Source organism: Curtobacterium sp. VKM Ac-2884 (genome assembly GCF_015350945.1).
Lineage (GTDB): Bacteria > Actinomycetota > Actinomycetes > Actinomycetales > Microbacteriaceae > Curtobacterium.
Genome location: NZ_JADKSA010000003.1, coordinates 369,052 through 393,091, shown reverse-complemented (window position 1 = coordinate 393,091; position 24,040 = coordinate 369,052). Strand labels below are relative to the sequence as shown.

Annotated in this window: 19 protein-coding genes and 1 tRNA gene; 16 read left to right on the top strand and 4 right to left on the bottom strand. The window is 71.2% G+C overall.

Annotated features, from left to right (window positions below):
• Nucleotides 1-14 precede the first annotated feature (14 nt).
• The 7 genes from trpB to ITJ60_RS10145 all read left to right on the top strand — a co-directional run bounded on the left by trpB (nucleotide 15) and on the right by ITJ60_RS10145 (nucleotide 12,176).
• The gene (gene trpB / locus ITJ60_RS10175) at nucleotides 15-1,229 is read left to right on the top strand and encodes a tryptophan synthase subunit beta (RefSeq protein WP_131846519.1); all 1,215 of its coding nucleotides are present in this window, start codon (nucleotides 15-17) and stop codon (nucleotides 1,227-1,229) included.
• Nucleotides 1,226-2,020: a tryptophan synthase subunit alpha gene (trpA, locus tag ITJ60_RS10170; RefSeq protein ID WP_194647833.1), complete on the top strand. Its 795-nt coding sequence runs from the start codon at nucleotides 1,226-1,228 to the stop codon at nucleotides 2,018-2,020. Before trpB ends, trpA begins: the two co-directional genes overlap by 4 nt.
• Nucleotides 2,021-2,118: 98 nt before the next feature.
• The gene (gene lgt, locus ITJ60_RS10165; protein WP_194647832.1) at nucleotides 2,119-3,117 is read left to right on the top strand and encodes a prolipoprotein diacylglyceryl transferase; all 999 of its coding nucleotides are present in this window, start codon (nucleotides 2,119-2,121) and stop codon (nucleotides 3,115-3,117) included.
• 202 nt (nucleotides 3,118-3,319) lie between these two features.
• Complete coding sequence (gene gltB, locus ITJ60_RS10160) at nucleotides 3,320-7,837, top strand: glutamate synthase large subunit (protein WP_194648009.1); 4,518 nt, start codon at nucleotides 3,320-3,322, stop codon at nucleotides 7,835-7,837.
• A gap of 53 nt (nucleotides 7,838-7,890) precedes the next feature.
• Nucleotides 7,891-9,348 carry a glutamate synthase subunit beta gene (locus ITJ60_RS10155; protein WP_194647831.1) on the top strand — a complete coding sequence of 486 codons (1,458 nt, stop codon included), beginning with the start codon at nucleotides 7,891-7,893 and terminating at the stop codon, nucleotides 9,346-9,348.
• Nucleotides 9,349-9,505: 157 nt separating this feature from the next.
• The gene (gene pyk, locus ITJ60_RS10150; RefSeq protein WP_123294333.1) at nucleotides 9,506-10,951 is read left to right on the top strand and encodes a pyruvate kinase; all 1,446 of its coding nucleotides are present in this window, start codon (nucleotides 9,506-9,508) and stop codon (nucleotides 10,949-10,951) included.
• A gap of 130 nt (nucleotides 10,952-11,081) precedes the next feature.
• The gene (locus ITJ60_RS10145) at nucleotides 11,082-12,176 is read left to right on the top strand and encodes a VIT1/CCC1 transporter family protein (protein ID WP_194647830.1); all 1,095 of its coding nucleotides are present in this window, start codon (nucleotides 11,082-11,084) and stop codon (nucleotides 12,174-12,176) included.
• A 3-nt stretch (nucleotides 12,177-12,179) separates the two neighbouring features.
• On the opposite strand, the gene ITJ60_RS10140 is transcribed toward ITJ60_RS10145, so the two are convergent.
• Nucleotides 12,180-12,719 carry an HdeD family acid-resistance protein gene (locus tag ITJ60_RS10140; protein ID WP_165901426.1) on the bottom strand — a complete coding sequence of 180 codons (540 nt, stop codon included), beginning with the start codon at nucleotides 12,717-12,719 and terminating at the stop codon, nucleotides 12,180-12,182.
• Between the two features lie 183 nt (nucleotides 12,720-12,902).
• Between ITJ60_RS10140 and ITJ60_RS10135 the strand changes: the two genes are divergently transcribed.
• From ITJ60_RS10135 to ITJ60_RS10125, 3 genes are read left to right on the top strand one after another with little or no spacing between them, the layout of a single operon-like run.
• Nucleotides 12,903-14,444, top strand: a complete 1,542-nt coding sequence (locus ITJ60_RS10135; protein ID WP_123294335.1) for an aldehyde dehydrogenase family protein — start codon at nucleotides 12,903-12,905, stop codon at nucleotides 14,442-14,444.
• Nucleotides 14,444-14,842: a DUF779 domain-containing protein gene (locus tag ITJ60_RS10130; RefSeq protein ID WP_194647829.1), complete on the top strand. Its 399-nt coding sequence runs from the start codon at nucleotides 14,444-14,446 to the stop codon at nucleotides 14,840-14,842. The genes ITJ60_RS10135 and ITJ60_RS10130 overlap by 1 nt, the downstream gene beginning before the upstream one ends.
• A gap of 52 nt (nucleotides 14,843-14,894) precedes the next feature.
• Entirely contained in the window at nucleotides 14,895-16,073 is a 1,179-nt protein-coding gene (locus ITJ60_RS10125; RefSeq protein WP_194647828.1) for a GAF domain-containing protein, read from the top strand.
• A 79-nt stretch (nucleotides 16,074-16,152) separates the two neighbouring features.
• Here the strand turns inward: ITJ60_RS10125 and ITJ60_RS10120 are convergent, their stop codons facing one another.
• Entirely contained in the window at nucleotides 16,153-16,668 is a 516-nt protein-coding gene (locus tag ITJ60_RS10120) for a hypothetical protein (protein WP_194647827.1), read from the bottom strand.
• A gap of 147 nt (nucleotides 16,669-16,815) precedes the next feature.
• On the opposite strand from ITJ60_RS10120, the gene ITJ60_RS10115 reads away from it, so the two are divergent.
• From ITJ60_RS10115 to ITJ60_RS10095, 5 genes are all read left to right on the top strand, one after another.
• Nucleotides 16,816-17,499: a response regulator transcription factor gene (locus tag ITJ60_RS10115; protein ID WP_323749147.1), complete on the top strand. Its 684-nt coding sequence runs from the start codon at nucleotides 16,816-16,818 to the stop codon at nucleotides 17,497-17,499.
• Complete coding sequence (locus ITJ60_RS10110) at nucleotides 17,496-19,004, top strand: ATP-binding protein (RefSeq protein ID WP_194647826.1); 1,509 nt, start codon at nucleotides 17,496-17,498, stop codon at nucleotides 19,002-19,004. Before ITJ60_RS10115 ends, ITJ60_RS10110 begins: the two co-directional genes overlap by 4 nt.
• A 12-nt stretch (nucleotides 19,005-19,016) precedes the next feature.
• Nucleotides 19,017-19,098 (top strand) — tRNA-Leu (locus ITJ60_RS10105).
• Between the two features lie 69 nt (nucleotides 19,099-19,167).
• Complete coding sequence (locus tag ITJ60_RS10100; RefSeq protein WP_194647825.1) at nucleotides 19,168-19,779, top strand: ANTAR domain-containing response regulator; 612 nt, start codon at nucleotides 19,168-19,170, stop codon at nucleotides 19,777-19,779.
• 240 nt (nucleotides 19,780-20,019) lie between these two features.
• Nucleotides 20,020-20,451, top strand: a complete 432-nt coding sequence (locus ITJ60_RS10095; RefSeq protein ID WP_194647824.1) for a GNAT family N-acetyltransferase — start codon at nucleotides 20,020-20,022, stop codon at nucleotides 20,449-20,451.
• A 12-nt stretch (nucleotides 20,452-20,463) separates the two neighbouring features.
• On the opposite strand, the gene ITJ60_RS10090 is transcribed toward ITJ60_RS10095, so the two are convergent.
• Both ITJ60_RS10090 and ITJ60_RS10085 read right to left on the bottom strand, forming a co-directional pair.
• The gene (locus ITJ60_RS10090) at nucleotides 20,464-20,838 is read right to left on the bottom strand and encodes a VOC family protein (RefSeq protein ID WP_194647823.1); all 375 of its coding nucleotides are present in this window, start codon (nucleotides 20,836-20,838) and stop codon (nucleotides 20,464-20,466) included.
• A 29-nt stretch (nucleotides 20,839-20,867) separates the two neighbouring features.
• Complete coding sequence (locus ITJ60_RS10085; protein ID WP_131846571.1) at nucleotides 20,868-21,236, bottom strand: PaaI family thioesterase; 369 nt, start codon at nucleotides 21,234-21,236, stop codon at nucleotides 20,868-20,870.
• Nucleotides 21,237-21,363: 127 nt separating this feature from the next.
• On the opposite strand from ITJ60_RS10085, the gene polA reads away from it, so the two are divergent.
• Nucleotides 21,364-24,006 carry a DNA polymerase I gene (gene polA, locus ITJ60_RS10080; RefSeq protein WP_228510014.1) on the top strand — a complete coding sequence of 881 codons (2,643 nt, stop codon included), beginning with the start codon at nucleotides 21,364-21,366 and terminating at the stop codon, nucleotides 24,004-24,006.
• Nucleotides 24,007-24,040 lie beyond the last annotated feature (34 nt).

Here is a 24,040-nt window from a genome sequence, read left to right as displayed (position 1 = left end):
CGGGAAGACCCATCGTGACCTCACTCCGCGACCTGCACGGCCCGTACTTCGGTGACTTCGGCGGACGCTTCGTCCCCGAGTCGCTCGTCCTCGCGCTCGACGAGCTCGAGGCCGCATTCCGCACGGCCTGGGCGGACCCGGCCTTCCGTGCCGAGCTCGACGAGCTCCAGCGCGACTACACCGGTCGTCCGTCGATCATCACCGAGGTGCCGCGGTTCGCGAAGCACGCCGGCGGTGCCCGCGTGATCCTGAAGCGCGAGGACCTGAACCACACCGGGTCGCACAAGATCAACAACGTGCTCGGTCAGGCGCTCGTGGCCCGTCGGCTCGGCAAGACCCGCCTCATCGCGGAGACCGGTGCCGGCCAGCACGGTGTGGCCACGGCGACCGCTGCGGCGCTGTTCGGCATGGACTGCGTCGTGTACATGGGTGCCGTCGACACCGAGCGGCAGGCGCTCAACGTCGCCCGGATGCGCTTGCTCGGCGCCGAGGTGATCCCGGTCGAGACCGGGTCGCGCACGCTGAAGGACGCCATCAACGAGGCACTCCGCGACTGGGTGGCGAACGTGGACTCGACCCACTACCTGCTCGGCACGGTCGCCGGCCCGCACCCGTTCCCCGAGATGGTGCGCGAGTTCCACAAGGTGATCGGTGAAGAGGCCCGGCAGCAGGTCCTCGACCGCGTCGGGCGTCTCCCCGACGCCGTCGCCGCGTGCGTCGGTGGCGGCTCGAACGCGATGGGGATCTTCGAAGCGTTCCTCGACGACGAGTCCGTCGCGCTGCACGGCTTCGAGGCCGGTGGCGACGGCGTCGAGACCGGTCGGCACGCCGCGAGCATCACGCTCGGTCGCGAGGGCGTCCTGCAGGGCGCGAAGTCCTACCTGATGCAGGACGAGGACGGCCAGACCATCGAGAGCCACAGCATCTCCGCCGGGCTCGACTACCCGAGCGTCGGGCCGGAGCACGCGTACCTGGCGTCGATCGGTCGCGCGCAGTACGCGCCGATCACCGACACCGAGGCGATGGAGGCGTTCCGGCTGCTCAGCCAGACCGAGGGCATCATCCCGGCGATCGAGTCGTCGCACGCGCTCGCGGGTGCGATGAAGCTCGGCAAGGAGCTCGGCCCCGAGGGCGTCGTGCTCGTGAACCTGTCCGGCCGCGGCGACAAGGACGTGGCGTCCGCCAGTCGCTACTTCGGCATCCTCGACGAGAACGCGGTGCAGCTGTGACCACGAACCAGACCGTCGCCACGACGATCGACACCGCCAACGTCGAGCGTGCCGGGGCCGTCGTGGGCTACCTGCCCGCCGGGTACCCCGACGTGCAGACCAGTGTCGACGCTGCCGTCGCCCTCGCCGAGAACGGCGTGGACGTCATCGAGCTCGGCCTGCCGTACTCCGACCCCGTCATGGACGGCCCGGTCATCCAGCGTGCGGCCGAGGAGAGCCTGGCGAACGGCTTCCGGGTCGCGCAGGTCTTCGACGCCGTGCACCAGATCACCGAGCGCGCCGACGTGCCGGTGCTCGTGATGACGTACTGGAACCCGGTCCTCCGCTACGGCGTGGACCGCTTCGCCGACGAACTCGTCGCCGCCGGTGCCGCCGGGCTCATCACGCCCGACCTGATCCCGGACGAAGCCGCCGAGTGGATGGCCTCGTCGGAGCGGACCGGCCTGGACCGCGTGTTCCTCGCGGCACCGTCCTCGTCCGACGCCCGGATGCAGCAGGCGGTGCAGGCGAGCCGCGGGTTCGTCTACGCCGTCTCGACGATGGGCGTCACCGGAGCACGGGCAGGCGTCGACGTCGCTGCACGCACCGTGGTGTCGCGGCTCCGTGACGCCGGCGTCGCGCGCACCTGCGTGGGCCTCGGCATCTCGACGGCCGAGCAGGTCGCCGAGGTCCTGGAGTACGCCGACGGCGCGATCGTCGGCTCGGCGTTCGTCCGCGCACTGGCCGACCTCGGGGTGCAGGGGGTCGCCGACCGCGCGGCCGACCTCACCACCGGCGCCCGCCGCTCCTAGTCCAGTTCCTGGCGGGCCCACGGTCCGCGCTACAGTGAGCGGGGCCGACGACACGTCGACACCGCGCCCCGTCAGTTCCGAAAGGCGACCGTTCCTCCATGCCCCTCCTGAGCATCCCGAGCCCGAGCACCGCCTGGCAGTACTTCGACCTGACCGCCTGGCTGCGCGACGTGTTCGGTTGGTCGCTGCCGCTCGACTTCCGCATCCACGCGTACGCGATCTGCATCCTCCTCGGGATCGTCGCCGCGGTCCTGCTCGCGAACCGCCGCCTCAACGCGCGCGGCGTCGAGCGGTGGATCATCATCGACATCGCGATCTGGGCGGTGCCCGCCGGCATCATCGGCGGCCGGCTCTTCCACGTGTTCACGCACGTGTCCGACTACTTCGGCCCCGGCATCGACCCGCTGTCCTTCCTGTACATCTGGGAGGGCGGGCTCGCGATCTTCGGCGCCCTGATCCTCGGGTCCGTCGGTGCCTGGATCGGCTGCCGCCAGGTCGGCCTGCGCTTCACGTCGTTCATCGACGCCGTCGTGCCCGGGGTCCTGCTCGCGCAGGCGTTCGGTCGGCTCGGCAACTACTTCAACCACGAGCTCTTCGGCATGCCGACCAGCCTGCCGTGGGGCCTGCAGATCGAGTCGACGAACGCCGCGTTCCCGAAGGGCCTGCCCGAGGGCACGCTGTTCCACCCGACGTTCCTCTACGAGATCATCTGGAACGTCCTGGGTGTCGTCGTCATCCTGCTGCTCGACCGCAAGTTCACGCTCCAGTGGGGCAAGGTCCTCGCCCTGTACCTGATCTGGTACGGCGTCGGCCGGTCCTTCCTCGAGTCGATCCGCGTCGACACCAGCGAGACCTTCGCGGGCATCCGCACGAACGTCTGGATGTCGTTCGCGGCCATCCTGCTCGGGATCGTCATCTTCATCGTGCAGACCCGTCGGCACACCGGCAAGGAGCCGAGCCCGTACCTGCCCGGTCGCGAGCCCGGTCCGAAGTCCGATGTAGACTCCGACGACACCTTCTCGGAGCACGAGGACGACGACGAACGCCTCGTCGCCCAGGGCTCCGGAGCGGTCACGACTCCCACTGACCGCGCCTAGGAGCACTCCTCCCCGCCACAAGCGGGGCACGGGCACCAGTCCCGCCCGTCTGGGCGGAACGCACCACCGGGCCACCGCTGTCCCTGTTCCACTTCCTCGTGAGGACGGTTCCCCCATGGCGCTCCAGCCACTCCAGCCCTCGGCACCGAAGTCCCTCGTGCCGCCGCACCGGCGGTTCTCGGCGGTCCCCGACGCCACCGGCATGTACGACCCGGCGAACGAGAAGGACGCCTGCGGTCTCGCGATGGTCGCGACGCTGCGCGGGACGCCCGGCCACGACATCGTCGACGCTGCACTCGGCGCCCTCCGCAACCTCGAGCACCGCGGTGCCGTCGGTTCGGATGCCGGCACGGGCGACGGCGCGGGCATCCTGTGTCAGGTGCCGGACGAGTTCCTGCGCGCCGTGGTGCCGTTCGACCTGCCGGCGGCGGGGGAGTACGCGGTCGGCACGGCCTACCTGCCGACCGACGAGGGAGACCGGCACGCCGTCAAGGGCGCCGTCGAACGACTGGCGCGCGAAGAGGGCCTGAAGGTCCTCGGCTGGCGCGAGGTCCCGGTGCGTCCCGAGGTGCTCGGCACCCTGGCGCGTGCGGCCATGCCCGCGTTCGAGCAGCTGTTCGTCGCCTCGGTGCGCCACGACGTGCACGGCGCCTCGTGGAGCGGCATCGCGCTGGACCGCCAGACCTACCGGCTGCGCAAGCGCGCCGAGCACGCGAACGACCTCTACTTCATGTCGCTGTCGAGCCGCACCATGGTCTACAAGGGCATGGTCACGACGCTGCAGCTCGAGCCGTTCTACCCGGACCTCAGCGACGAGCGCTTCGCGTCGAAGCTCGCGATCGTGCACTCGCGCTACTCGACCAACACGTTCCCGTCGTGGCCGCTGGCCCAGCCCTTCCGGACGATCGCGCACAACGGTGAGATCAACACGGTGCGCGGCAACCGCAACTGGATGCGCGCACGGCAGTCGCAGCTCGAGAGCGAGCTGCTCGGCGACGTGGCGCCGCTGCTGCCGATCGTCAGCCCCGGTGCGAGCGACTCGGCGTCGTTCGACGAGGTGCTCGAGCTCCTGACCCTGACCGGCCGGACGCTGCCGCACGCGGTGTCGATGATGGTGCCGGAGGCCTGGGAGAACCAGGTCGGGATGGACCCGGAACTCCGGGCGTTCTACGAGTACCACTCGATGCTCATGGAGCCGTGGGACGGTCCGGCCGCCATCACCTTCACCGACGGTTCGCTCGTCGGCGCGACCCTCGACCGCAACGGGCTGCGTCCCGGTCGCTTCCTCGTCACCGACGACGGGCTCATCGTCATGGGGTCCGAGACCGGTGTCATCGACGTGCCCGCCGCGAAGGTCGTCCGCAAGGGCCGGCTGCGCCCCGGCCGGATGTTCCTGGTGGACACCGAGGCCGGCCGCATCATCGAGGACGACGAGGTCAAGCAGGGCCTGGCGTCGTCCGGGCCGTGGGGTGCGTGGCTCGACGAGGGCCGCATCAACCTGAACGACCTGCCCGACCGCGAGCACATCGTGCACACCCCGGCGTCGGTCACCCGCCGGCAGCGTGCCTTCGGCTACACCGAGGAAGAAGTCCGCATCCTGCTCCGCCCGATGGCGCAGGTGGGCGCGGAGCCCCTCGGTGCGATGGGGTCCGACACCCCGATCGCGGTGCTCTCGCAGCGCCCCCGGCTGCTGTTCGACTACTTCACGCAGCAGTTCGCCCAGGTGACGAACCCGCCGCTCGACTCGATCCGCGAGCAGGTCATCACCTCGATGGGGATGGGCCTCGGTCCGGAGCGCAACCTGCTGTCGGCCGGTCCCGAGCACGCGAAGCAGATCACGCTGGACTTCCCGGTGATCGACAACGACCAGCTCGCCAAGGTGCAGCACTTCGAGACGGAGTCGGGTCGCCACCTGACCGTCACGATCAAGGGCCTGTACCGCGTCGACGCCGGCAAGAAGGCGATGCAGAAGCGCATCGCCGCCGTGTGCGACGAGGTCGACGCCGCCATCGAGTCGGGCAAGCAGTTCATCGTGCTGTCGGACCGCGACGGCAACGCCGAACAGGCGCCCGTGCCGAGCCTGTTGCTGCTCGCCGCCGTGCACCACCACCTGATCCGCACCGAGCAGCGCATGAAGGTCGGCCTGATCGTCGAGGCCGGCGACGTGCGCGAGGTCCACCACGTGGCGTCCCTCATCGGGTACGGCGCGTCGGCGATCAACCCGTACCTCGCGATGGAGACCTGCGAGAACCTGGTCCGTGCCGGCATGATCACCGGGATCACCCCGGAACAGGCCGTCAAGAACGTGATCAAGGCGCTCGGCAAGGGCGTCCTGAAGATCATGTCGAAGATGGGCATCTCGACGGTGTCGAGCTACGCCGGCGCCCAGGCCTTCGAAGCGGTGGGGCTCAGCCAGGAGTTCATCGACAAGTACTTCACCGGCACGTCGTCGATCCTCGGCGGGGTCGACATCGACGTCATCGCGAAGGAGAACGCCGAGCGGCACGCCCAGGCGTACCCGCAGGACGGCGCGGTCCTGTCGCACGAGCGGCTGCAGACCGGCGGCGAGTACCAGTGGCGTCGCGAAGGCCCCCCGCACCTGTTCAACCCGGACACCGTCTTCCGGCTGCAGCACGCCACCCGTGCCCGTCGGTACGACATCTTCCGTGAGTACTCGAGCGCAGTGGACGACCAGTCCGAGGAGCTCATGACGCTGCGCGGGCTGTTCCGCTTCAAGCACGGGGTCCGGAAGCCCGTCGCGCTCGACGAGGTCGAGTCGATCGAGTCGATCGTCAAGCGCTTCAACACCGGTGCGATGTCGTACGGCTCCATCTCGAAGGAAGCCCACGAGACCCTCGCGATCGCGATGAACCGCCTCGGTGGTCGCTCGAACACGGGTGAGGGCGGCGAGGACGTCGACCGACTGCTCGACCCCGAGCGCCGCAGCGCGATCAAGCAGGTCGCCTCCGGGCGGTTCGGCGTGACGAGCATGTACCTCACCCACGCCACCGACATCCAGCTGAAGATGGCGCAGGGTGCGAAGCCCGGCGAGGGCGGCCAGCTGCCCCCGCAGAAGGTGTACCCGTGGGTCGCCCGCACCCGGCACGCCACCGCCGGCGTCGGCCTCATCTCGCCGCCGCCGCACCACGACATCTACTCGATCGAGGACCTCAAGCAGCTGATCTTCGACGTGAAGCGCGCCAACCCGGCCGCCCGCGTCCACGTGAAGCTCGTGAGCCAGTCCGGCATCGGCGCGGTCGCGGCCGGGGTGACGAAGGCCCTGGCCGACGTCGTGCTCGTGTCCGGGCACGACGGTGGCACGGGTGCGTCCCCGCTCAACTCCCTCAAGCACGCCGGCACCCCGTGGGAGATCGGCCTCGCCGAGACGCAGCAGACGCTCATGCTGAACGGCATGCGCGACCGCGTCGTCGTGCAGGTCGACGGTCAGATGAAGACCGGACGCGACGTCGTCGTGGCAGCCCTGCTCGGCGCCGAGGAGTACGGCTTCGCCACCGCTCCGCTCGTCGTCGAGGGCTGCATCCTGATGCGCGTGTGCCACCTCGACACGTGTCCGGTGGGGGTCGCGACGCAGAACCCCGAGCTCCGCAAGCGCTTCTCCGGCAAGCCCGAGTTCGTCGTGAACTTCTTCGAGTTCATCGCGCAGGAAGTGCGCGAGCTCCTGGCCGAGCTCGGCTTCCGCACCCTCGACGAGGCGATCGGCCGGTCCGACGCGCTCGACGTCGACCGTGCCCTCGAGCACTGGAAGGCGTCAGGGCTCGACCTCGCACCGGTCCTCGCGGGTCCGCACTTCGAGGACGCCGAGCCCCGTCGCCACCAGCGCGAGCAGGACCACGAGCTCGAGCAGCACTTCGACGTGGGGCTGATCCAGCAGACCGCCGACGTGCTCGACCACGGTGGTTCGATCGCGCTCGACCTGCCCATCCGCAACACCGAGCGCGCGGTCGGCACGATGCTCGGCCACGAGGTCACGAAGCGGCACGGCGAGCACGGGCTGCCCAGCGGCTCGATCGACGTCACGCTGCGCGGTTCCGCCGGGCAGTCGCTCGGCGCGTTCATGCCCGCCGGCATCACCCTGCGCCTCATCGGTGACAGCAACGACTACGTCGGCAAGGGACTGTCCGGTGGCGAGATCATCGTGCGGCCGGACGCCGGTTCGGGCTTCGACCCGGCGGAGAACGTCATCGCCGGCAACGTGATCGGCTACGGCGCGACCCAGGGCAGCATGTTCATCCGCGGCATCGTGGGGGAACGCTTCCTGGTGCGCAACTCGGGGGCGACCGCGGTGGTCGAGGGCGTGGGCGACCACGCGCTCGAGTACATGACGGGCGGCCTCGCGCTCATCCTGGGCGAGACCGGTCGGAACCTCGGGGCCGGCATGTCCGGCGGCACCGCGTACGTCCGTGGTCTGCGCAAGGAGCACGTCAACACCGATGCCCTCGCGACCGGTGAACTCCGACTCGAGGCGCTCGACAGTGCCGACGTCGAGATCGTCACCGACCTGCTCACCCGGCACGCCGAGGAGACCGGTTCGACGCTCGCGTCCGACCTGCTCGAGTCCGGCGACCTGAGCGACTTCGTCAAGGTGCTGCCGCGTGACTACGCGGCGGTGCTCGAGACCCGTCAGCGCGCCGTCGACGAGGGGCTCGACCCCGACGGCGACGTCGTGTGGAATCGAATCATGGAGGTGACCGGTGGCTGAGCGTCACGCACGTGTGGAACCGGCAGCGCCCAACACGACCACGGAGGTGACCGGTGGCTGACCCCAAGGGATTCCTCAAGGTCCAGGAACGCGAACTGCCGGCACGGCGCCCCGTGCCCGTCCGGCTCATGGACTGGAAAGAGGTCTACGAGCAGCAGGAGTCGGGTGCCCTCAAGCGCCAGGCCGGCCGCTGCATGGACTGCGGCGTGCCGTTCTGCCACCAGGGATGCCCCCTCGGCAACCTGATCCCGGAGTGGAACGACCTGACCTGGCGCGGTGAGGGCCGTCAGGCGATCGAGCGACTGCACGCGACGAACAACTTCCCGGAGTTCACGGGCCGGCTGTGCCCCGCTCCGTGCGAGTCCTCGTGCGTGCTCGGCATCAACCAGCCGCCGGTGACGATCAAGCAGGTCGAGGTCTCGATCATCGACGAGGCGTTCCAGAACGGCTGGGTCACCCCGCACCCGCCGGAGCGCCTGACGGGCAAGACCGTCGCCGTCGTCGGCTCCGGCCCGGCCGGGCTGGCCGCCGCGCAGCAGCTCACGCGCGCCGGGCACACCGTCGCCGTCTACGAGCGCGACGACCGCATCGGCGGGCTGCTCCGCTACGGGATCCCGGACTTCAAGATGGAGAAGCGCCAGATCGACGCGCGCCTGTCCCAGATGCAGGCCGAGGGCACCCGCTTCCGTGCGGGCGTCGAGATCGGCCGCGACATCACCTGGGACGACCTGAAGTCGCGCTACGACGCGGTCGTCGTCGCCACCGGCGCCACGGTGCCGCGCGACCTGCCGATCCCGGGGCGCGACCTCGAGGGCGTGCACTTCGCGATGGACTACCTGGTCCAGCAGAACAAGGCGAACGCCGGCACCCGGGTCGACAATCAGCTGACCGCCGAGGGCAAGCACGTCGTCGTGATCGGCGGCGGTGACACCGGTGCGGACTGCATCGGCACCGCGCACCGGCAGGGCGCCCTGAGCGTGACGAACCTGGCGATCGGCAAGCAGCCGCCGTTGGAGCGTCCGTCCGAGCAGCCGTGGCCGATGTTCCCGACCGTCTTCGAGGTCACGAGCGCCCACGAAGAGGGCGGCGAGCGGCACTTCCTCGCCTCGACCGTCGAGTTCCTGGCGAACGAGGCCGGCGAGGTCCGGGCGCTCCGCGTCGCCGAGACCGAGTACCTCGACGGCCGTCGTGTGCCGAAGGCCGGTTCCGAGCGCGAGATCCCCGCAGACCTCGTCCTCGTCGCGATGGGCTTCACCGGTCCGGAATCCGACACGATCGAGCCGCAGCTCGGCCTGCCGACGACGGTGTCCGGTGCGCTCGACCGCCGCGCCGACTACACGACGAACGAGGCGGGCGTGTTCGTCGCCGGTGACGCCGGCCGCGGGCAGTCGCTGATCGTCTGGGCGATCGCCGAGGGCCGTGCCGCGGCGGCGAAAGTCGACGAGTACCTCGAGGGCTCGACGATCCTGCCGGCGCCGGTCAAGGCGACCGACCGCGCGATCTCGGTCTGAGATGACCGATCACCGCATGACCGACCACCACCAGATGCTCACCCCCCGGTGAGCGAGGGGCCACCAGCACTCGATAAGGTGCTGGTGGCCTCGCTTCGTTCCGCGCGGCCCCACAGCGCGGAAACCAGAGCATCACCCACCACCACGAAGGAATCCATTGAGACGCGCAAAGATCGTTTCGACGCTCGGACCGGCAACGTCGGACTACGAGACCGTCAAGGAGATCATCGAAGCGGGCGTCGACGTCGCCCGACTCAACCTCAGCCACGGTGACTACAGCGTCCACGAGGCCAACTACGTGAACGTCCGTCGCGCTGCCGAGGAGCTCGGCAAGCCGGTCGCGATCCTCGTCGACCTGCAGGGTCCGAAGATCCGTCTGGCCAAGTTCGCCGACGGCCCGCACGACCTGGCGGTCGGCGACGTGTTCACGATCACGACCGAGGACGTCCCCGGTTCCAAGGAGATCTGCGGCACGACGTTCAAGGGCCTGCCCCAGGACGTCAAGCCCGGCGACCCGCTGCTCATCGACGACGGTCGGGTCCGCCTGCGCGTGCTCGACACCGACGGCGTCCGCGTGCGCACCGAGGTCGTCGTCGGCGGCACGGTGTCGAACAACAAGGGCATCAACCTGCCCGGCGTCGCCGTCAACGTCCCGGCGCTGAGCGAGAAGGACGAGGCCGACCTCCGCTGGGGCATCCGCCAGGGTGCCGACCTCATCGCGCTCTCGTTCGTCCGCAACGCCTCGGACGTCGTCCGCGCGCACGAGATCATGGACGAGGAGGGCAAGCGCCTCCCCGTCATCGCGAAGATCGAGAAGCCGCAGGCCGTGGACGCGCTCGAGGAGATCATCGACGCCTTCGACAGCATCATGGTCGCCCGCGGTGACCTCGGCGTCGAGCTCCCGCTCGAGGCCGTCCCGATCGTGCAGAAGCGCGCCGTCGAGCTCGCCCGCCGCATGGCGAAGCCGGTCATCGTCGCGACCCAGATGCTCGAGTCGATGATCTCGTCGCCGATCCCGACCCGCGCCGAGACCTCCGACGTCGCGAACGCCGTCCTCGACGGTGCGGACGCGGTCATGCTCTCGGGCGAGACCAGCGTCGGCGAGTACCCGGTGCAGACCGTCCGCACGATGGCCCGCATCGTCGAGTCGACCGAGGACCACGGCCTCGAGCGCATCGCGCCGCTCGGCACCAAGCCGCGCACCCTCGGCGGGGCGATCACCCTCGCCGCGGTCGAGATCGCGGAGTTCACCGAGGCCTCGTACCTCTGCGTGTTCACCGAGTCCGGCGACTCGGCGCGCCGCATGTCGCGTCTGCGCCACGGCCTGCCGATCATCGCCTTCACCCCGAACGAGGCCACGCGTCGCCGCATGGCGCTCACCTGGGGCGTCCGGTCGTTCCTGGTCGAGCGCAAGACCCACACCGACGAGCTCTTCTCGCAGGTGGACGACGTCCTGCTCGAGAACGGCCTGGCCGCCCCCGGCGACCGCGTCATCGTGACGGCCGGTTCGCCTCCCGGGATCGAGGGCTCGACGAACGACCTGCGCGTGCACCGGGTGGGCGACGCCCACGCCGAGGCCGCTCCGGCCTACGTGCGGGACTGATCCGCAGGATCCCGACGCCGACAGGGCGCGGACGGGAGGCACGGCGCACGAACACGCGTCGCCTCCGGTCCGTGCCCTGCCGCGTCTCCACGGCCCTGGTGGCGACCACCGGTCGGCCGTACGCGGCAGGATGGCTGCTGTGAGCCTCCAGACCGAACACCCGGCGCCGCGCGCCGACGTCCGCCGCTGGCGACGCTACCTGGCCGACGAACGCGCCGAGGGCGCGGTGTACCGCAACCTGGCCGCTCGGCGGTCCGGCGAGGAACGCGAGATCCTGGCCGCGCTGGCCGAGGCCGAGGGGCGGCACGAGCAGCACTGGCTCGACCTGCTCGGTGACGACGTCGGGCGTCCGCAGCGGGGCAGTCTGCGCACCCGGGTCCTCGCGACGCTGGCGAAGCGCTTCGGGTCGGTGTTCGTCCTCGCGTTGATGCAGCGCGCCGAGGACCGCTCGCCGTACGCCGACGACGACGACGCGACGGCGAGCATGGCGGCCGACGAGCGCATCCACGGCGAGGTGGTGCGCGGGCTCGCGAACCGCGGTCGGATGCGCCTGTCCGGCACGTTCCGCGCGGCGGTGTTCGGCGCCAACGACGGACTCGTGTCGAACCTGGCCCTCATCATCGGCATCAGCGCGTCGGGCGCCGACCGGCACTTCGTCCTGCTGAGCGGCATCGCGGGCCTGCTCGCCGGCGCCCTGTCGATGGGTGCGGGGGAGTACGTGTCGGTCCGGTCGCAGCGTGAACTGCTCGAGGCGTCCGCACCGCACCCCGAGGCCGGCCGCGCCGTGGCGGACCTCGACGTCGACGCGAACGAGCTGGCCCTGGTGTACCGCGCCCGCGGGATGTCCGAGGCCGAGGCGACCGAGCACGCAGCGCACGTGCTGTCCGGCATCGGTGAGCGACACCCGTCGACCGGTCCCGTCACCGTCACCGACGACCACGAGGCGGTGGGCAACGGCCTGAGTGCCGCGGTGTCGAGCTTCCTGTTCTTCGCGTCGGGCGCGATCATCCCGGTCGTGCCGTTCCTGTTCGGCATGCAGGGGTGGGCGGCCATCGCGGTCGCCGGCACGCTCGTCGGTCTCGCCCTGCTCGGCACCGGTGCGGTCGTCGGCGTGCTGAGCGGTGCCTCGCCGGGCAAGCGGGCGTTCCGGCAGCTGGCGATCGGGTTCGGCGCCGCGGTCGTGACCTACGCGCTCGGGCTGCTGTTCGGCACCGGGGCCGCCTGACGCCTAGCGGCGGACGGCGGCTCGCGGCGGGAGCAGCAGCAGGGCTGCGGCACCGACGACGATGAGGGCGATGCCGGCGAAGACCATGAACACCGTGAGCGCGAGGCCGGGCGCCACGAGCACGACGACGCCGCCGAGGATCGACAGCACGCCGCTCACCAGCGTCGGCACCCGGGACGACCCGGGGTGGCCGACGAAGCCGCCGACGATCGACACGATGCCCTCGATCACGAAGCCGACCCCGGCGAGCACGGCGTAGACGACCAGGGGGATCGCCGGGTCGAGCAGCGCGACGAGTCCGGCGACCGCGACGAGCGCACCGACGATCCCGGAGGTCCACCGCCACACCGTCGGTGTCCCGTGCCCGCGCGCCGCAGCCACGACCCGCAGGGCGCCGGCGACGACGAGGTACACGCCGAACAGCAGCGCCACGAGGACGAGCGACGGCCGGGGCCACACGATGGCGACGATCCCCAGGGCGATCGCGACGACCGCCGTGACGACGACGAACACCCGGAACGTGCGGACGGCACGAGAATCCACGGACACTCCTCCTGATCGGACCCGCTGGAGTCCCGAACGCTACCCGGCCGACGGCGAGCCCGTGCGGTCCTCGGGCCCGAGCCGGCGTGAGCCCGTGCAACCGGATGCAACCCCCGCGGTCGTACGGTGCGAGCAGCACGCGAACCGTGCGTGCCCCGACAGCGTCGTCGAAAGGCCAACACCATGACCATCGCACCATCGCCCACCAGCTACGCCGCACCCGGCGAACCGGGCTCCCTCGTGCAGTACCGATCGCGGTACGACCACTTCATCGGCGGCGAGTACGTCCCGTCGGCGAGCGGGCAGTACTTCGAGAACCCCACCCCCGTCACCGGCAAGGTCTTCACCGAGGTCGCGCGCGGTGACTCCACCGACGTCGACCGTGCGGTGGCGGCGGGCTGGAAGGCGTTCCCGACCTGGGGGCGGACGAGCGCCGCGGAGCGCGCGGTCATCCTGAACAAGATCGCCGACCGGATGGAGGAGCACCTCGAGATGCTCGCCGTCGCCGAGACGTGGGAGAACGGCAAGCCGATCCGCGAGACCCTCGGCGCCGACATCCCGCTCGCGATCGACCACTTCCGGTACTTCGCCGGAGCGATCCGCGCGCAGGAGGGCTCGGCCGGCGAGATCGACCACGACACCGTGGCGTACCACTTCCACGAACCGCTCGGCGTCGTCGGACAGATCATCCCGTGGAACTTCCCGATCCTGATGGCCGTGTGGAAGCTCGCGCCGGCCCTGGCCGCGGGCAACTGCGTCGTGCTGAAGCCCGCCGAGCAGACCCCGGCGTCGATCCACGTGCTCGTCGAGCTCATCCGCGACCTCCTGCCCGCCGGCGTGCTCAACGTCGTCAACGGCTTCGGCATCGAGGTCGGCGCACCACTCGCCCAGCACCCGGACATCCGGAAGATCGCGTTCACCGGCGAGACCACCACCGGTCGGCTGATCATGCAGTACGCCTCGCAGAGCCTCATCCCGGTGACGCTCGAGCTCGGCGGCAAGAGCCCGAACGTGTTCTTCCCCGACGTCGCTGCCGAGAAGGACTCGTTCTACGACAAGGCGCTCGAGGGCTTCACCTTCTTCAACCTCAACCAGGGCGAGGTCTGCACGTGTCCGTCCCGGGCGCTCGTGGCGAAGGAGATCTACGACGGGTTCGTCGCCGACGGCCTCGACCGGGTGCGCGCCGTCAAGCAGGGCCACCCGCTCGACCTGTCCACGATGATCGGCGCCCAGGCGTCGAACGACCAGCTCGAGAAGATCCTGAGCTACATCGACATCGGCAAGCAGGAGGGCGCGAAGCTGCTCACGGGTGGCGAGCGCGCGGACCTCGGCGGGGAGCTCTCCGGCGGGTACTACGTCACGCCGACGGTGTTCGAGGGCGTGAACTCGATGCGGATCTTCCAGGAGGAGATCTTCGGTCCGGTCCTCGCGCTGACGTCCTTCAGCGGCTACGACGACGCGATCGCCACGGCCAACGACACCCTCTACGGACTCGGTGCCGGGGTGTGGAGCCGCGAGGCCACGACGCTGTACCGTGCCGGCCGTGACATCCAGGCCGGACGCGTGTGGTCGAACACGTACCACCAGTACCCGGCGGGAGCGGCGTTCGGTGGGTACAAGCAGTCCGGCATCGGGCGCGAGAACCACAAGATGATGCTCGACCACTACCAGCAGACGAAGAACCTGCTCGTGTCCTACGCCGACGGTCCGATGGGCTTCTTCTGATGCCCGACACCGCACGCGTGGCGGTCACGCCGGCGGCGGGGGAGCTCCTGCGCACCCTCGCCGCCCGGCACGGCCCGCTGATGTTCCACCAGTCGGGCGGCTGCTGCGACGGCTCGAGCCCGATGTGCTACCCCGTCGGCATGTTCCGGACCGGCTCCGGCGACGTCCTGCTCGGGGCAGTCGAGGTCGACGGCATCGACCCCGTCGAGGTGTACATGTCGGTGTCGCAGTTCGAGTACTGGAAGTACACGCACCTCACGATCGACGTCGTCGACGGTCGCGGCGGCGGGTTCTCGGTCGAGAGCCCCGAGGGCAAGCGGTTCCTGACCCGGTCGCGGATGTTCGACGACGCCGAGCTGGCCGATCTCGGCCTGGTCCCGGTCGCGCACCGGACGTAGGCTGGCCGGACTCGTCGCGACGGTGCGGCGGGTGGGGCCGATCGGAGGACGCATGCGCGCACCCGACCGGCTCCGCCCGCTCGTCGCCGCGTCCTGGCGACGGTCTGCAGCGGTCGACCCGGATGGGGTCCCTGCGCTCGCACTCGGTGACGACGAGCTCGACGCCGCTCGCCGGGACGGCCCCCTCGCCACCCTGCTGCCCGTGGTCCGGCACCTGCTGCTCGACGACACCCGATCGGCTGGCTGTGTCCTCGCCGTCGGCGACGCCTCGGGTCGGCTGGTGTGGGTCGACGGCGCGCGGACGGCCCGACGTGCTGCGGAGGACATGGGCTTCGTCCCCGGGGCCGACTGGGCCGAGGACCGCGTCGGTACGAGCGCGCCCGGCACCGCACTGCGGCTGGATCGACCGGTGCAGATCCGCTCCGACGAGCACTACGCGAACGCCGTCAAGCCGTGGTCGTGCACCGCCGTGCCCGTGCACGACGCCCACGGAGCCACCGTCGGCGTGCTCGACCTGACGGGCGACGACCGGGCCGTCGAACGGCACACCCTGTCGCTCCTCACCGCCACGGTCGCCGCCGCCGAGGCACGGCTCGTCCTGGCCGCGAGCCGGTTCCCGGCGTCCGCCGCGTCGACGCCGCGCGCACCCGGCGCGGAACTGTCGGTGCTCGGGACCGACACCGCCGTCCTGCGCGTCCACGACCGCCGGGTCCACCTGTCCGCGCGGCACTCCGAGCTCCTCGTCGTCCTCGCCGCGCACCCCGACGGGTTGGCGGCCGCCGACCTCGCGCACGCCGTGTACGGCGACGCCTGCGCCGTCGTGACGCTGCGCGCCGAGGTGGTGCGGCTCCGACGGGTCCTCGCGGAGCACGCGTCGGGCGTGACCGTGACGTCGCGACCGTACCGGGTGACCGGGATGGCGACCGACGTCGACACCGTGCTGTCCGCGCTCGACCGCGGGGCGCGCCTCCAGGCCGTCGACCGGTACACCGGACCCGTCCTGCCGGGGTCGGCCGCGCCGGGGGTGGACGCCGTGCGCGACCTGGTGCGCGGTCGGTTCCGCGAGTCGGTCGTCGCGGACGGCAGCGTCGAGGCGCTGCTCGCGTGGGCGCGGACGCCGGACGGGGCGGCGGACGCGCGCGTGCTCCGCGCGCTGCTCGCGGTCCTGCCGCGGCGGTCGCCGCGACGGGCCGGTCTCGTGGCGGCGATCGAGGCGCTCGAGGGTCCCTGAACCGGTCGGGACGACCCGGCCTGGAGGCGCGCCCCGCGCGGTCGAGGCCGCCGACGGCGCGCGCCTCCCGGCCTGGTGATCAGGAACCGGTGGTCGGCGCCGGGGTCGTGGTCGCGTCGGGAGCCGGCGGGGTGGGTGCCGTGGGCTTCGCGCCGTCCTTCGGCGGGGTGGGTGCGGTGGGCTTCGCGCCGTCCTTCGGCGGGGTGGGTGTCTTCCCCTCGTCGCCCTTCGGCGGCGCGGGCATCGTCGCGGGGCCGCCGGCCTTCGGCAGCGCCGTGCAGCCGGGCGCCGTCGCGGGGCCGCCCTCGGGCGGAGCGGGCAGCGTCGCGGCGTCGCCGTCGGCCGGAGCGGGCGGCGTCGCGGCGTCGCCGTCGGCCGGAGCCGGAGCCGGTGTGGTCGCGCTGGTCGGAGCACCGCTCGGTGCGCCCGTCGGGGTGCTCGGCGCCGGGGTGGTCGTCGCGGCGTTCGCCGTGGCGATGCCGAACCCGCCGAGCACCAGGACCGCGGCCGCGGCCGTGCCGATGCCGATCCGTCGCAGGAGGGCACCGCGTCGCGGGGTGGCAGTGGTGGTCGAGTCGTCTCGTTCGTCGCGCATGGGGGATCCGTTCCGTGTCCGGGCGGATCCGGGTGATCCGCCACTGGAGACGACGCTCGAGTCCGAATCTGAAGCATGCCTGAAGCACAGGGGTTCTCCAGCGTCCTCCATGCTCGGTGGCCGCCGGAGCGCCCTACGGTGTCCGCCGTGCCTGTTCCCGCTCGAATCCTGGTCGTCGACGACGACGACTCCATCCGGACCTCCGTCGCGACGACCCTGCGTGCCGAGGGCTTCCTCGTCGCCGAGGCGTCCGACGGACGCGACCTCGTCGAGGACCTCCGCCGCGCCGCGCCCGACCTCGTCCTGCTGGACTGGATGCTGCCCGGGCCGAGCGGCATCGTGCTCGCCGGCCGGGTGCGCTCCACCTCGGATGCCGCCGTCGTGATGATGACCGCGCGGGACGAGCTCGACGAGCGGTTGCGCGGGTTCGCCGAGGGCGCCGACGACTACGTGGTGAAGCCGTTCGCGATGGCCGAGCTGGTGGCGCGGGTGACGGCGGTGCTCCGGCGGCGCGGGCGGATCCCGTCGGTCGTCGAGGTCGGCGACCTCGTCCTCGACCCGGACGCCGCCACCGCTCGGCGTGCCGGTGTCCTGCTCGACCTCACCGCGACGGAGTTCCGCCTGCTGCGGTTCCTCGCCGAGAGCCGGGGCCGCACGGTGTCGAAGGGGCAGATCACGACGCAGGTGTGGGGCTACGACGACGTCGCGGCGAACGTCGTCGAGGTCCACCTCAGCGCCCTCCGACGGAAGATGGAGGCGCACGGGCCGCGGCTCGTGCACACCGTCCGCGGCATCGGGTACCGGCTGAGCGACGAGCGGTCGGCGGCGTGAGGGTCCACGACGGTGCGCTCCGCACGACCTCGTTGCGGCTGCGCACGGTCGTCGCGATCGTGGTCCTGCTCGCGGTGCTGCTCGCCGGGCTGGCGGTCGCCGTCGAGGTGCTGCTCGGCATCCGGCTGCGCGCCCAGGCCGAGGACCGGCTCCGCGACCGCGCATCTGCCGCCGCCGCACTCGTCGGGACCGTCGACGCCGAGGACCTCGCCGACCGGCTCTCCGCGCAGGGCCTGTCGGTGCGCATCGTCCAGCCGGACGGCGGGGCCGTCGAGGCTGGTCCGACGCCGGACCAGCTGCGGACGGGCCCGCCGGATCCAGGAGGCCTGCCGGCGACGGTGCCGCGGGGCAGCGGGCTCGTCGGCGGGACGACGCCCACGGCCGCGGCGACGCCCACGACCACCGAGGACGGCGCCACGGTCACGTCGTCGTCCGTGCGCGAGGACGACGGGGTGCTCACCCTCGTGAGCCGACTCGACGACGGCACGCGCATCACCCTGACCGCCGGGACCCGCGACGTGCAGGACACCCTGGTGCAGCTCGGCTGGGTGATGGGCGGTGCCTCCGCGGCGTTCCTCGGGGTCGCCGTCCTCGGGGTGGTGCTCGTCGTCCGGCGGTCCCTGCGGCCGCTCGACGAGATGGCGACGACCGCGCGGTCGATCGCGGGCGGCGACCGCGGACGGCGACTCCGGCCCTCGCGGCAGGACACCGAGATCGGCCGCGTCGCCGTCGCCCTGGACGAGATGCTCGATGCCGTCGAGGGCGCGGAGCGCGAGGCCGTCGCGGCGGAGGCACGGGTCCGCTCGTTCCTCTCGGATGCCGCGCACGAGCTGCGGACGCCGGTGGCCGGGGTCCGGGCAGCGGCCGACACCCTCGTGCGCGACGGTGGCGGCGACGTCGCCACGCGCGAGGTGCTCGCCGTGCACGTCGTCCGCCAGGCCGACCGAGCCGCACGGCTCATCGAGGACATGCTCACGATGGCCCGCCTCGACCGGGGGATCGAGCTCGACCGACGACCGGTGGACCTCGGTGCCTTCCTCGTCGCGGAGAGCGACCGGCTGCGGGTACGGCTGCCGTCCGTCGCACTCGAGGTCGTGGTGCCCGAGCGGCCCGTCTCCGCCGACGTCGACGCCGAGCGGCTCGCCCAGGTCGTCGGCAACCTCGTCGACAACGCCGCCCGAGCAGCGGGGCCCGCTGGCAGGATCGTCGTCTCCCTCGACGATCCGGGGGCCGGCCCCGTGGTCCGGGTGGCGGACGACGGTCCGGGCATCCCGACCCAGGACCGTGCGCGGGTGTTCGACCGACTCGTCCGGCTCGAGGCCGCTCGCGACGCCCGGTCCGGCGGGGCCGGACTGGGTCTGCCGATCGCACGGGGCATCGCCGAGGCGCACGGCGGGTCCCTGCAGCACGCCGAGGTCGGCGTGGACGGCGAAGCCGGCGTGCTCGGCGGTGCGGTGTTCGAGCTGCGGCTGCCGGCGGCGGTCGAGGGGCGGGGGTCCTGCTAGCCTGGAGGTCTCGCGAGTGTGGTGGAATCGGCAGACACGGGGCACTCAAAATGCTCTGCCTCACGGCGTGCGGGTTCAAGTCCCGCCACTCGTACAACGCTTTCTGGCAACCTGAGCCGTGTGCTGACATGAAGCACTTCTGACGTCTAGTAGGCTTGCGGCTGTGAGTGACACAGAAGCAACTGCAACTGCAACAGCACCGCGCCGCGTCGTCGTCGCCGAGGACGAGTCGCTCATCCGCCTCGACATCGTCGAGATCCTCCGCGACAACGGGTTCGACGTGGTGGGCGAGGCCGGCGACGGCGAGACCGCCGTGCAGCTCGCCACCGACCTCCGCCCCGACCTCGTCGTGATGGACGTCAAGATGCCCCAGCTCGACGGCATCTCCGCAGCCGAGAAGCTGTCCAAGAACCACATCGCTCCGGTGGTCCTCCTCACGGCGTTCAGCCAGAAGGACCTCGTCGAGCGTGCGACCGAGGCCGGCGCGCTGGCCTACGTGGTCAAGCCGTTCACCCCGAACGACCTGCTCCCCGCGATCGAGATCGCCCTCTCGCGGTACCAGCAGATCATCACGCTCGAGGCCGAGGTCGCCGACCTGGTCGAGCGCTTCGAGACCCGCAAGCTCGTCGACCGTGCCAAGGGCCTGCTCAACGAGAAGATGGGCCTCACCGAGCCCGAGGCGTTCCGCTGGATCCAGAAGGCCTCGATGGACCGCCGTCTGACCATGCACGACGTCGCCAAGGCGATCATCGAGCAGCTCAGCGCCAAGAAGTAGCACCACCCGTCGCTCACACCAGCGCCGTCGGACCCCGGTCCGGCGGCGCTGCTGCGTTCCCGGCGCGCGGGGCGCTCGGTGCGTGTGCATGTTGCGACGAGCCACCGGTCGATCGACGCGTGCTCTGTCGAAGTGTGCGGACGCATGCGCGAGCGCAACGCGCGCGGGGCGGTGGAGGCGACCACCTGGCAGGCTGGAGGGGTGGACGACGTTGTGATCCGGGCCTCCCGGCCTGACGACATGCCAGCGGTGGCCGACCTGCGGTGGCGGTGGAGTGTCGGCGAGGGCGGTGCCGAGCCGGCCGCGACGCCGGACGACTACCGCGCGGCGATGACGGCCTTCGCACTCGAACACCCGGACACGCACCGGTGCGTGGTCGCGGAGCGCGACGGTGCGGTGCTCGGGATGGCGTGGCTCGGACTCGTCGCCCGGCCGCCGACCCCGGACCGGCCGGGCCGACGCCTGACCGCCGACGTGCAGACCGTCTACGTGCACCCCGACCTGCGCGGGCTCGGCGTCGCCGGACGACTCGTCACCGCGCTGCTCGACATCGCGGACGACCTCGGTGTCGAGCGGACCTCGGTGCACTCGAGCGTCGACGGGGAGCGGCTCTACCGGCGGCTCGGCTTCGGCGACGCACGGCTGCTGCTGCAGCGTCCGCCCGAGGACTGAGCGCTCGGTGCCTCAGCCGCGCGCGGGCAGCTGCTGGAGTGTCCAGGCGTTGCCGTCGGGGTCGGTGAAGAAGACGAAGCGACCCCAGGCCAGATCGTCGACACCGATCGCGTGCACGCCGAGCCCCTGCAGGTGGGCGAGGGCCTCGTCGGCGTCGGGCACCACCACCTGGACGGACTTCAGCGACCCGGGCTGGACGTCGGGGGACATGATGCCCTCGCCGAACGCGATCGAGCACGCCGACCCGGGTGGGGTGGCCTGCACGAACCGCACGTCGTCGGACACGCGCTGGTCGTGGTCGATCGTGAAGCCGATGCGTTCGTAGAACTCGCGGGCCCGGTCGACGTCGCTGACGGGGACCATGACGAGTTCGATCTTCCAGTCCATGACGGACTCCCTGCGTCGGTGCGAGGGGTTCAGCGTGCCTCGCGGATGAGGTTGGTGATGCGGACGGTGGAGCAGCGGCGCCCCTGGTCGTCGGTGAGCACGATCTCGTGCGTGGTGAGCGTGTTGCCGAGGTGGATCGCGGTGCAGACACCGGTGACGGTGCCGGACGTGGCGCTGCGGGTGTGCGAGGCGTTCAGCTCGATGCCGACGGCGTAGCGGCCCTCGCCGGCGTGCACGTTGGCGGCCATCGAACCGAGGCTCTCGGCGAGGACGACGTAGGCGCCCCCGTGCAGCAGGCCGACCGGTTGGCGGTTGCCCTCGACCGGGATGCTGCCGACGGCGCGGTCGGCCGACATCTCGGTGATGACCATGCCCATCTTGGTGGCCAGCTCGCCCATCCCGCGGGCCGCGAGGCGCTCGTCGACGTTCCCGGTGATGGTGGCTTCGTCGGTCACGCGCTCGAACTCCCGTGTCGGATGGCGTCGGTAGGCTGTCCGGGTGTCGGACTCCGCAAAGCCTACCCTCATGGTCATCGACGGCCACTCGCTCGCCTTCCGGGCCTTCTACGCGCTGCCGGTCGACAGTTTCGTGAACCGCGACGGGCAGCACACGAACGCCATCCACGGCTTCATCTCGATGCTGCTCATGCTCCTGCAGCGCGAGAAGCCGACGCACCTGGCGGTGGCGTTCGACATCTCCCGGTTCTCGTTCCGCACCCGTGAGTACGAGGCGTACAAGGGCACCCGCTCCGAGACCCCGGCCGAGTTCAAGGGGCAGATCCCGCTGCTGCAGCAGGCGCTCGAGGCGATGGGCATCACCACCGTGACGAAGGAGGACTACGAGGCCGACGACATCCTCGCGACCCTGTCGTCCCAGGGTGCTGCGCAGGGGTACCAGGTGTACGTCGTCTCCGGCGACCGCGACGCCATCCAGCTCGTCAACGACGACGTGACGCTGCTGTACCCGTCGGTCCGTGGCGTCTCCGAGCTCACCCGGTACGACCGCGACAAGGTGTACGAGCGCTACGGCATCGAGCCGCACCAGTACCCGGACATCGCCGCGCTCGTCGGCGAGACCAGCGACAACCTGATCGGCATCGACAAGGTCGGCGAGAAGACCGCGGTGAAGTGGGTCACGCAGTACGGCTCGCTCGAGGGGGTCCTCGAACACGCCGACGAGATCAAGGGCGTCGTCGGCAACAACCTGCGCGAGCAGCAGGACCGTGCCGTCCGCAACCGCCGGCTGAACCGCCTGGTCACCGACGTCGAACTGCCCGTCGGTCCGGCCGACGTCGCGCTCCGGCCCCTCGACGAGACCGCCGTGCGCGAGCTGTTCGCCAAGCTGCAGTTCCGGACGCTGCTCGACCGCGTCTTCAAGGTCGCCGGCTCCGGTGAGCCGTCCGAGCAGCCGGCCGAGGGCGGGGTGACGGACGGTGCCGCGACCCCGCCGTCGGTGAAGACCCTGATCGACGAGGAACTCGGGTACTGGCTCGAGCGCCGCAACGCGTCCGAGGCGGCGAACGGCTACGGCGTTGCGGTCGAGGTCATCGACGGCCGACTCAGCACCATCGGCATCGCCACGCACGACGACGCCGTCCAGGTGCCCGGTGGCAGCGGCGCGAAGGACTACGAGCAGCTGTCGGCGTGGTTCGCCTCCGACGCCCCGAAGCACTTCCACGACGCCAAGACCGCGATCAAGGTGCTTGCGACCGCGGGCTTCGTCGTGAACGGCATCGCCGGCGACGCCCGCATCACGGGGTGGCTCGCCCAGCCCGGCAAGCAGGGGCAGCCGCTGGCCGACCTCGTCTACCAGGAGCTCGGCGAAGAGCTCCCCACCGCCGACCCGAACCAGCTCGTGCCGGAGAGCGACCCGGTGAACGTCGGCGTGCACGCCTGGTTCGTCCTGCGGGTCACCACGGCGCTCCGTGCCCGGATCGACGAGTCGTCGCTCAAGGTCCTCGACGACATCGAGCTCCCGCTGGTGTCGGTGCTCGCGAGCATGGAGACGATCGGTGTCGGCATCGACCGACCGGTGCTCACGGGGTTGTCGAAGGAACTGGGGGAGCGTGCCGCCGACCTGGCGCAGCAGGCGTTCGCCGAGATCGGGCACGAGGTGAACCTCGGGTCCCCGAAGCAGCTGCAGGAAGTCCTGTTCACCGAACTCGCGATGCCCAAGACCCGCAAGACGAAGACCGGGTTCTCGACCGACGCCGCGAGCCTGGCCGACCTGCAGGAGCAGCACCCGCACCCGTTCCTCGGCCTGCTGCTGCAGCACCGCGACGCCACGAAGCTCCGCCAGATCGTCGACACGCTCGACGCGGCGATCGTCGACGGGCGCATCCACACCCGGTACGAGCAGACCGGCAGCAGCACCGGCCGCATCTCGTCGACCGACCCGAACCTGCAGAACATCCCGGTGAAGACCGCGGTCGGGCGCCGGGTCCGGTCGGCGTTCGCCGTCGCGGAGCCGTACACGACGCTCATCACGGCCGACTACTCGCAGATCGAGATGCGCATCATGGCGCACCTGTCCGGCGACCCCGGTCTCATCCAGGCCTTCAACGAGGGCGAGGACCTGCACCGCTTCGTCGGCGCCCGCGTGTTCGGTGTCGAGCCGTCCGAGGTCTCCGCCGAGATGCGCACCAAGGTCAAGGCGATGTCGTACGGCCTGGCCTACGGGCTGAGCGCGTTCGGGCTGTCGAAGCAGCTCCGCATCGAGCAGTCCGAGGCCCGGACGCTCATGACCGAGTACTTCGCCCGGTTCGGCGCCGTGCGCGACTACCTGCGCAACGTCGTCGAGCAGGCGCGCGAGGACGGCTACACCGAGACGATCTTCGGTCGTCGCCGGCCGTTCCCGGACCTGAAGAGCCCGAACCGCGTCCTGCGCGAGAACGCCGAGCGCGCCGCGCTGAACGCGCCGATCCAGGGCTCGGCAGCCGACATCATGAAGATCGCGATGCTCGGCGTCGACCAGGACCTGCGCGACGGCGGACTCGAGTCGCACCTGCTGCTCCAGGTGCACGACGAGCTCATCCTCGAGGTCGCGCCCGGCGAGCAGGACCGCGTCGAGGAGATCCTGCGCACCCGGATGGGCAACGCTGCCGAACTCACCGTGCCGCTCGACGTCTCGGTCGGTCTCGGTGCGAACTGGGAGAGCGCGGCGCACTGACCGCGGGTCGCGACGCGACCACAGGACGGACGGG

Bases quoted from the DNA above. Each gene is read 5' to 3' on its own strand.
- ITJ60_RS10090 (WP_194647823.1), bottom strand. From the start codon at position 20,838: ATGGACTGGAAGATCGAACTCGTCATGGTCCCCGTCAGCGACGTCGAC.
- gltB (WP_194648009.1), top strand. From the start codon at position 3,320: ATGTACGACCCGGCGAACGAGAAGGACGCCTGCGGTCTCGCGATGGTC.
- ITJ60_RS10130 (WP_194647829.1), top strand. From the start codon at position 14,444: ATGCCCGACACCGCACGCGTGGCGGTCACGCCGGCGGCGGGGGAGCTC.
- ITJ60_RS10095 (WP_194647824.1), top strand. From the start codon at position 20,020: ATGCCAGCGGTGGCCGACCTGCGGTGGCGGTGGAGTGTCGGCGAGGGC.
- ITJ60_RS10135 (WP_123294335.1), top strand. From the start codon at position 12,903: ATGACCATCGCACCATCGCCCACCAGCTACGCCGCACCCGGCGAACCG.
- polA (WP_228510014.1), top strand. From the start codon at position 21,364: ATGGTCATCGACGGCCACTCGCTCGCCTTCCGGGCCTTCTACGCGCTG.
- ITJ60_RS10120 (WP_194647827.1), bottom strand. From the start codon at position 16,668: ATGCGCGACGAACGAGACGACTCGACCACCACTGCCACCCCGCGACGC.
- ITJ60_RS10125 (WP_194647828.1), top strand. From the start codon at position 14,895: ATGCGCGCACCCGACCGGCTCCGCCCGCTCGTCGCCGCGTCCTGGCGA.
- ITJ60_RS10145 (WP_194647830.1), top strand. From the start codon at position 11,082: ATGGCTGCTGTGAGCCTCCAGACCGAACACCCGGCGCCGCGCGCCGAC.
- lgt (WP_194647832.1), top strand. From the start codon at position 2,119: ATGCCCCTCCTGAGCATCCCGAGCCCGAGCACCGCCTGGCAGTACTTC.
- ITJ60_RS10085 (WP_131846571.1), bottom strand. From the start codon at position 21,236: ATGGGCGAGCTGGCCACCAAGATGGGCATGGTCATCACCGAGATGTCG.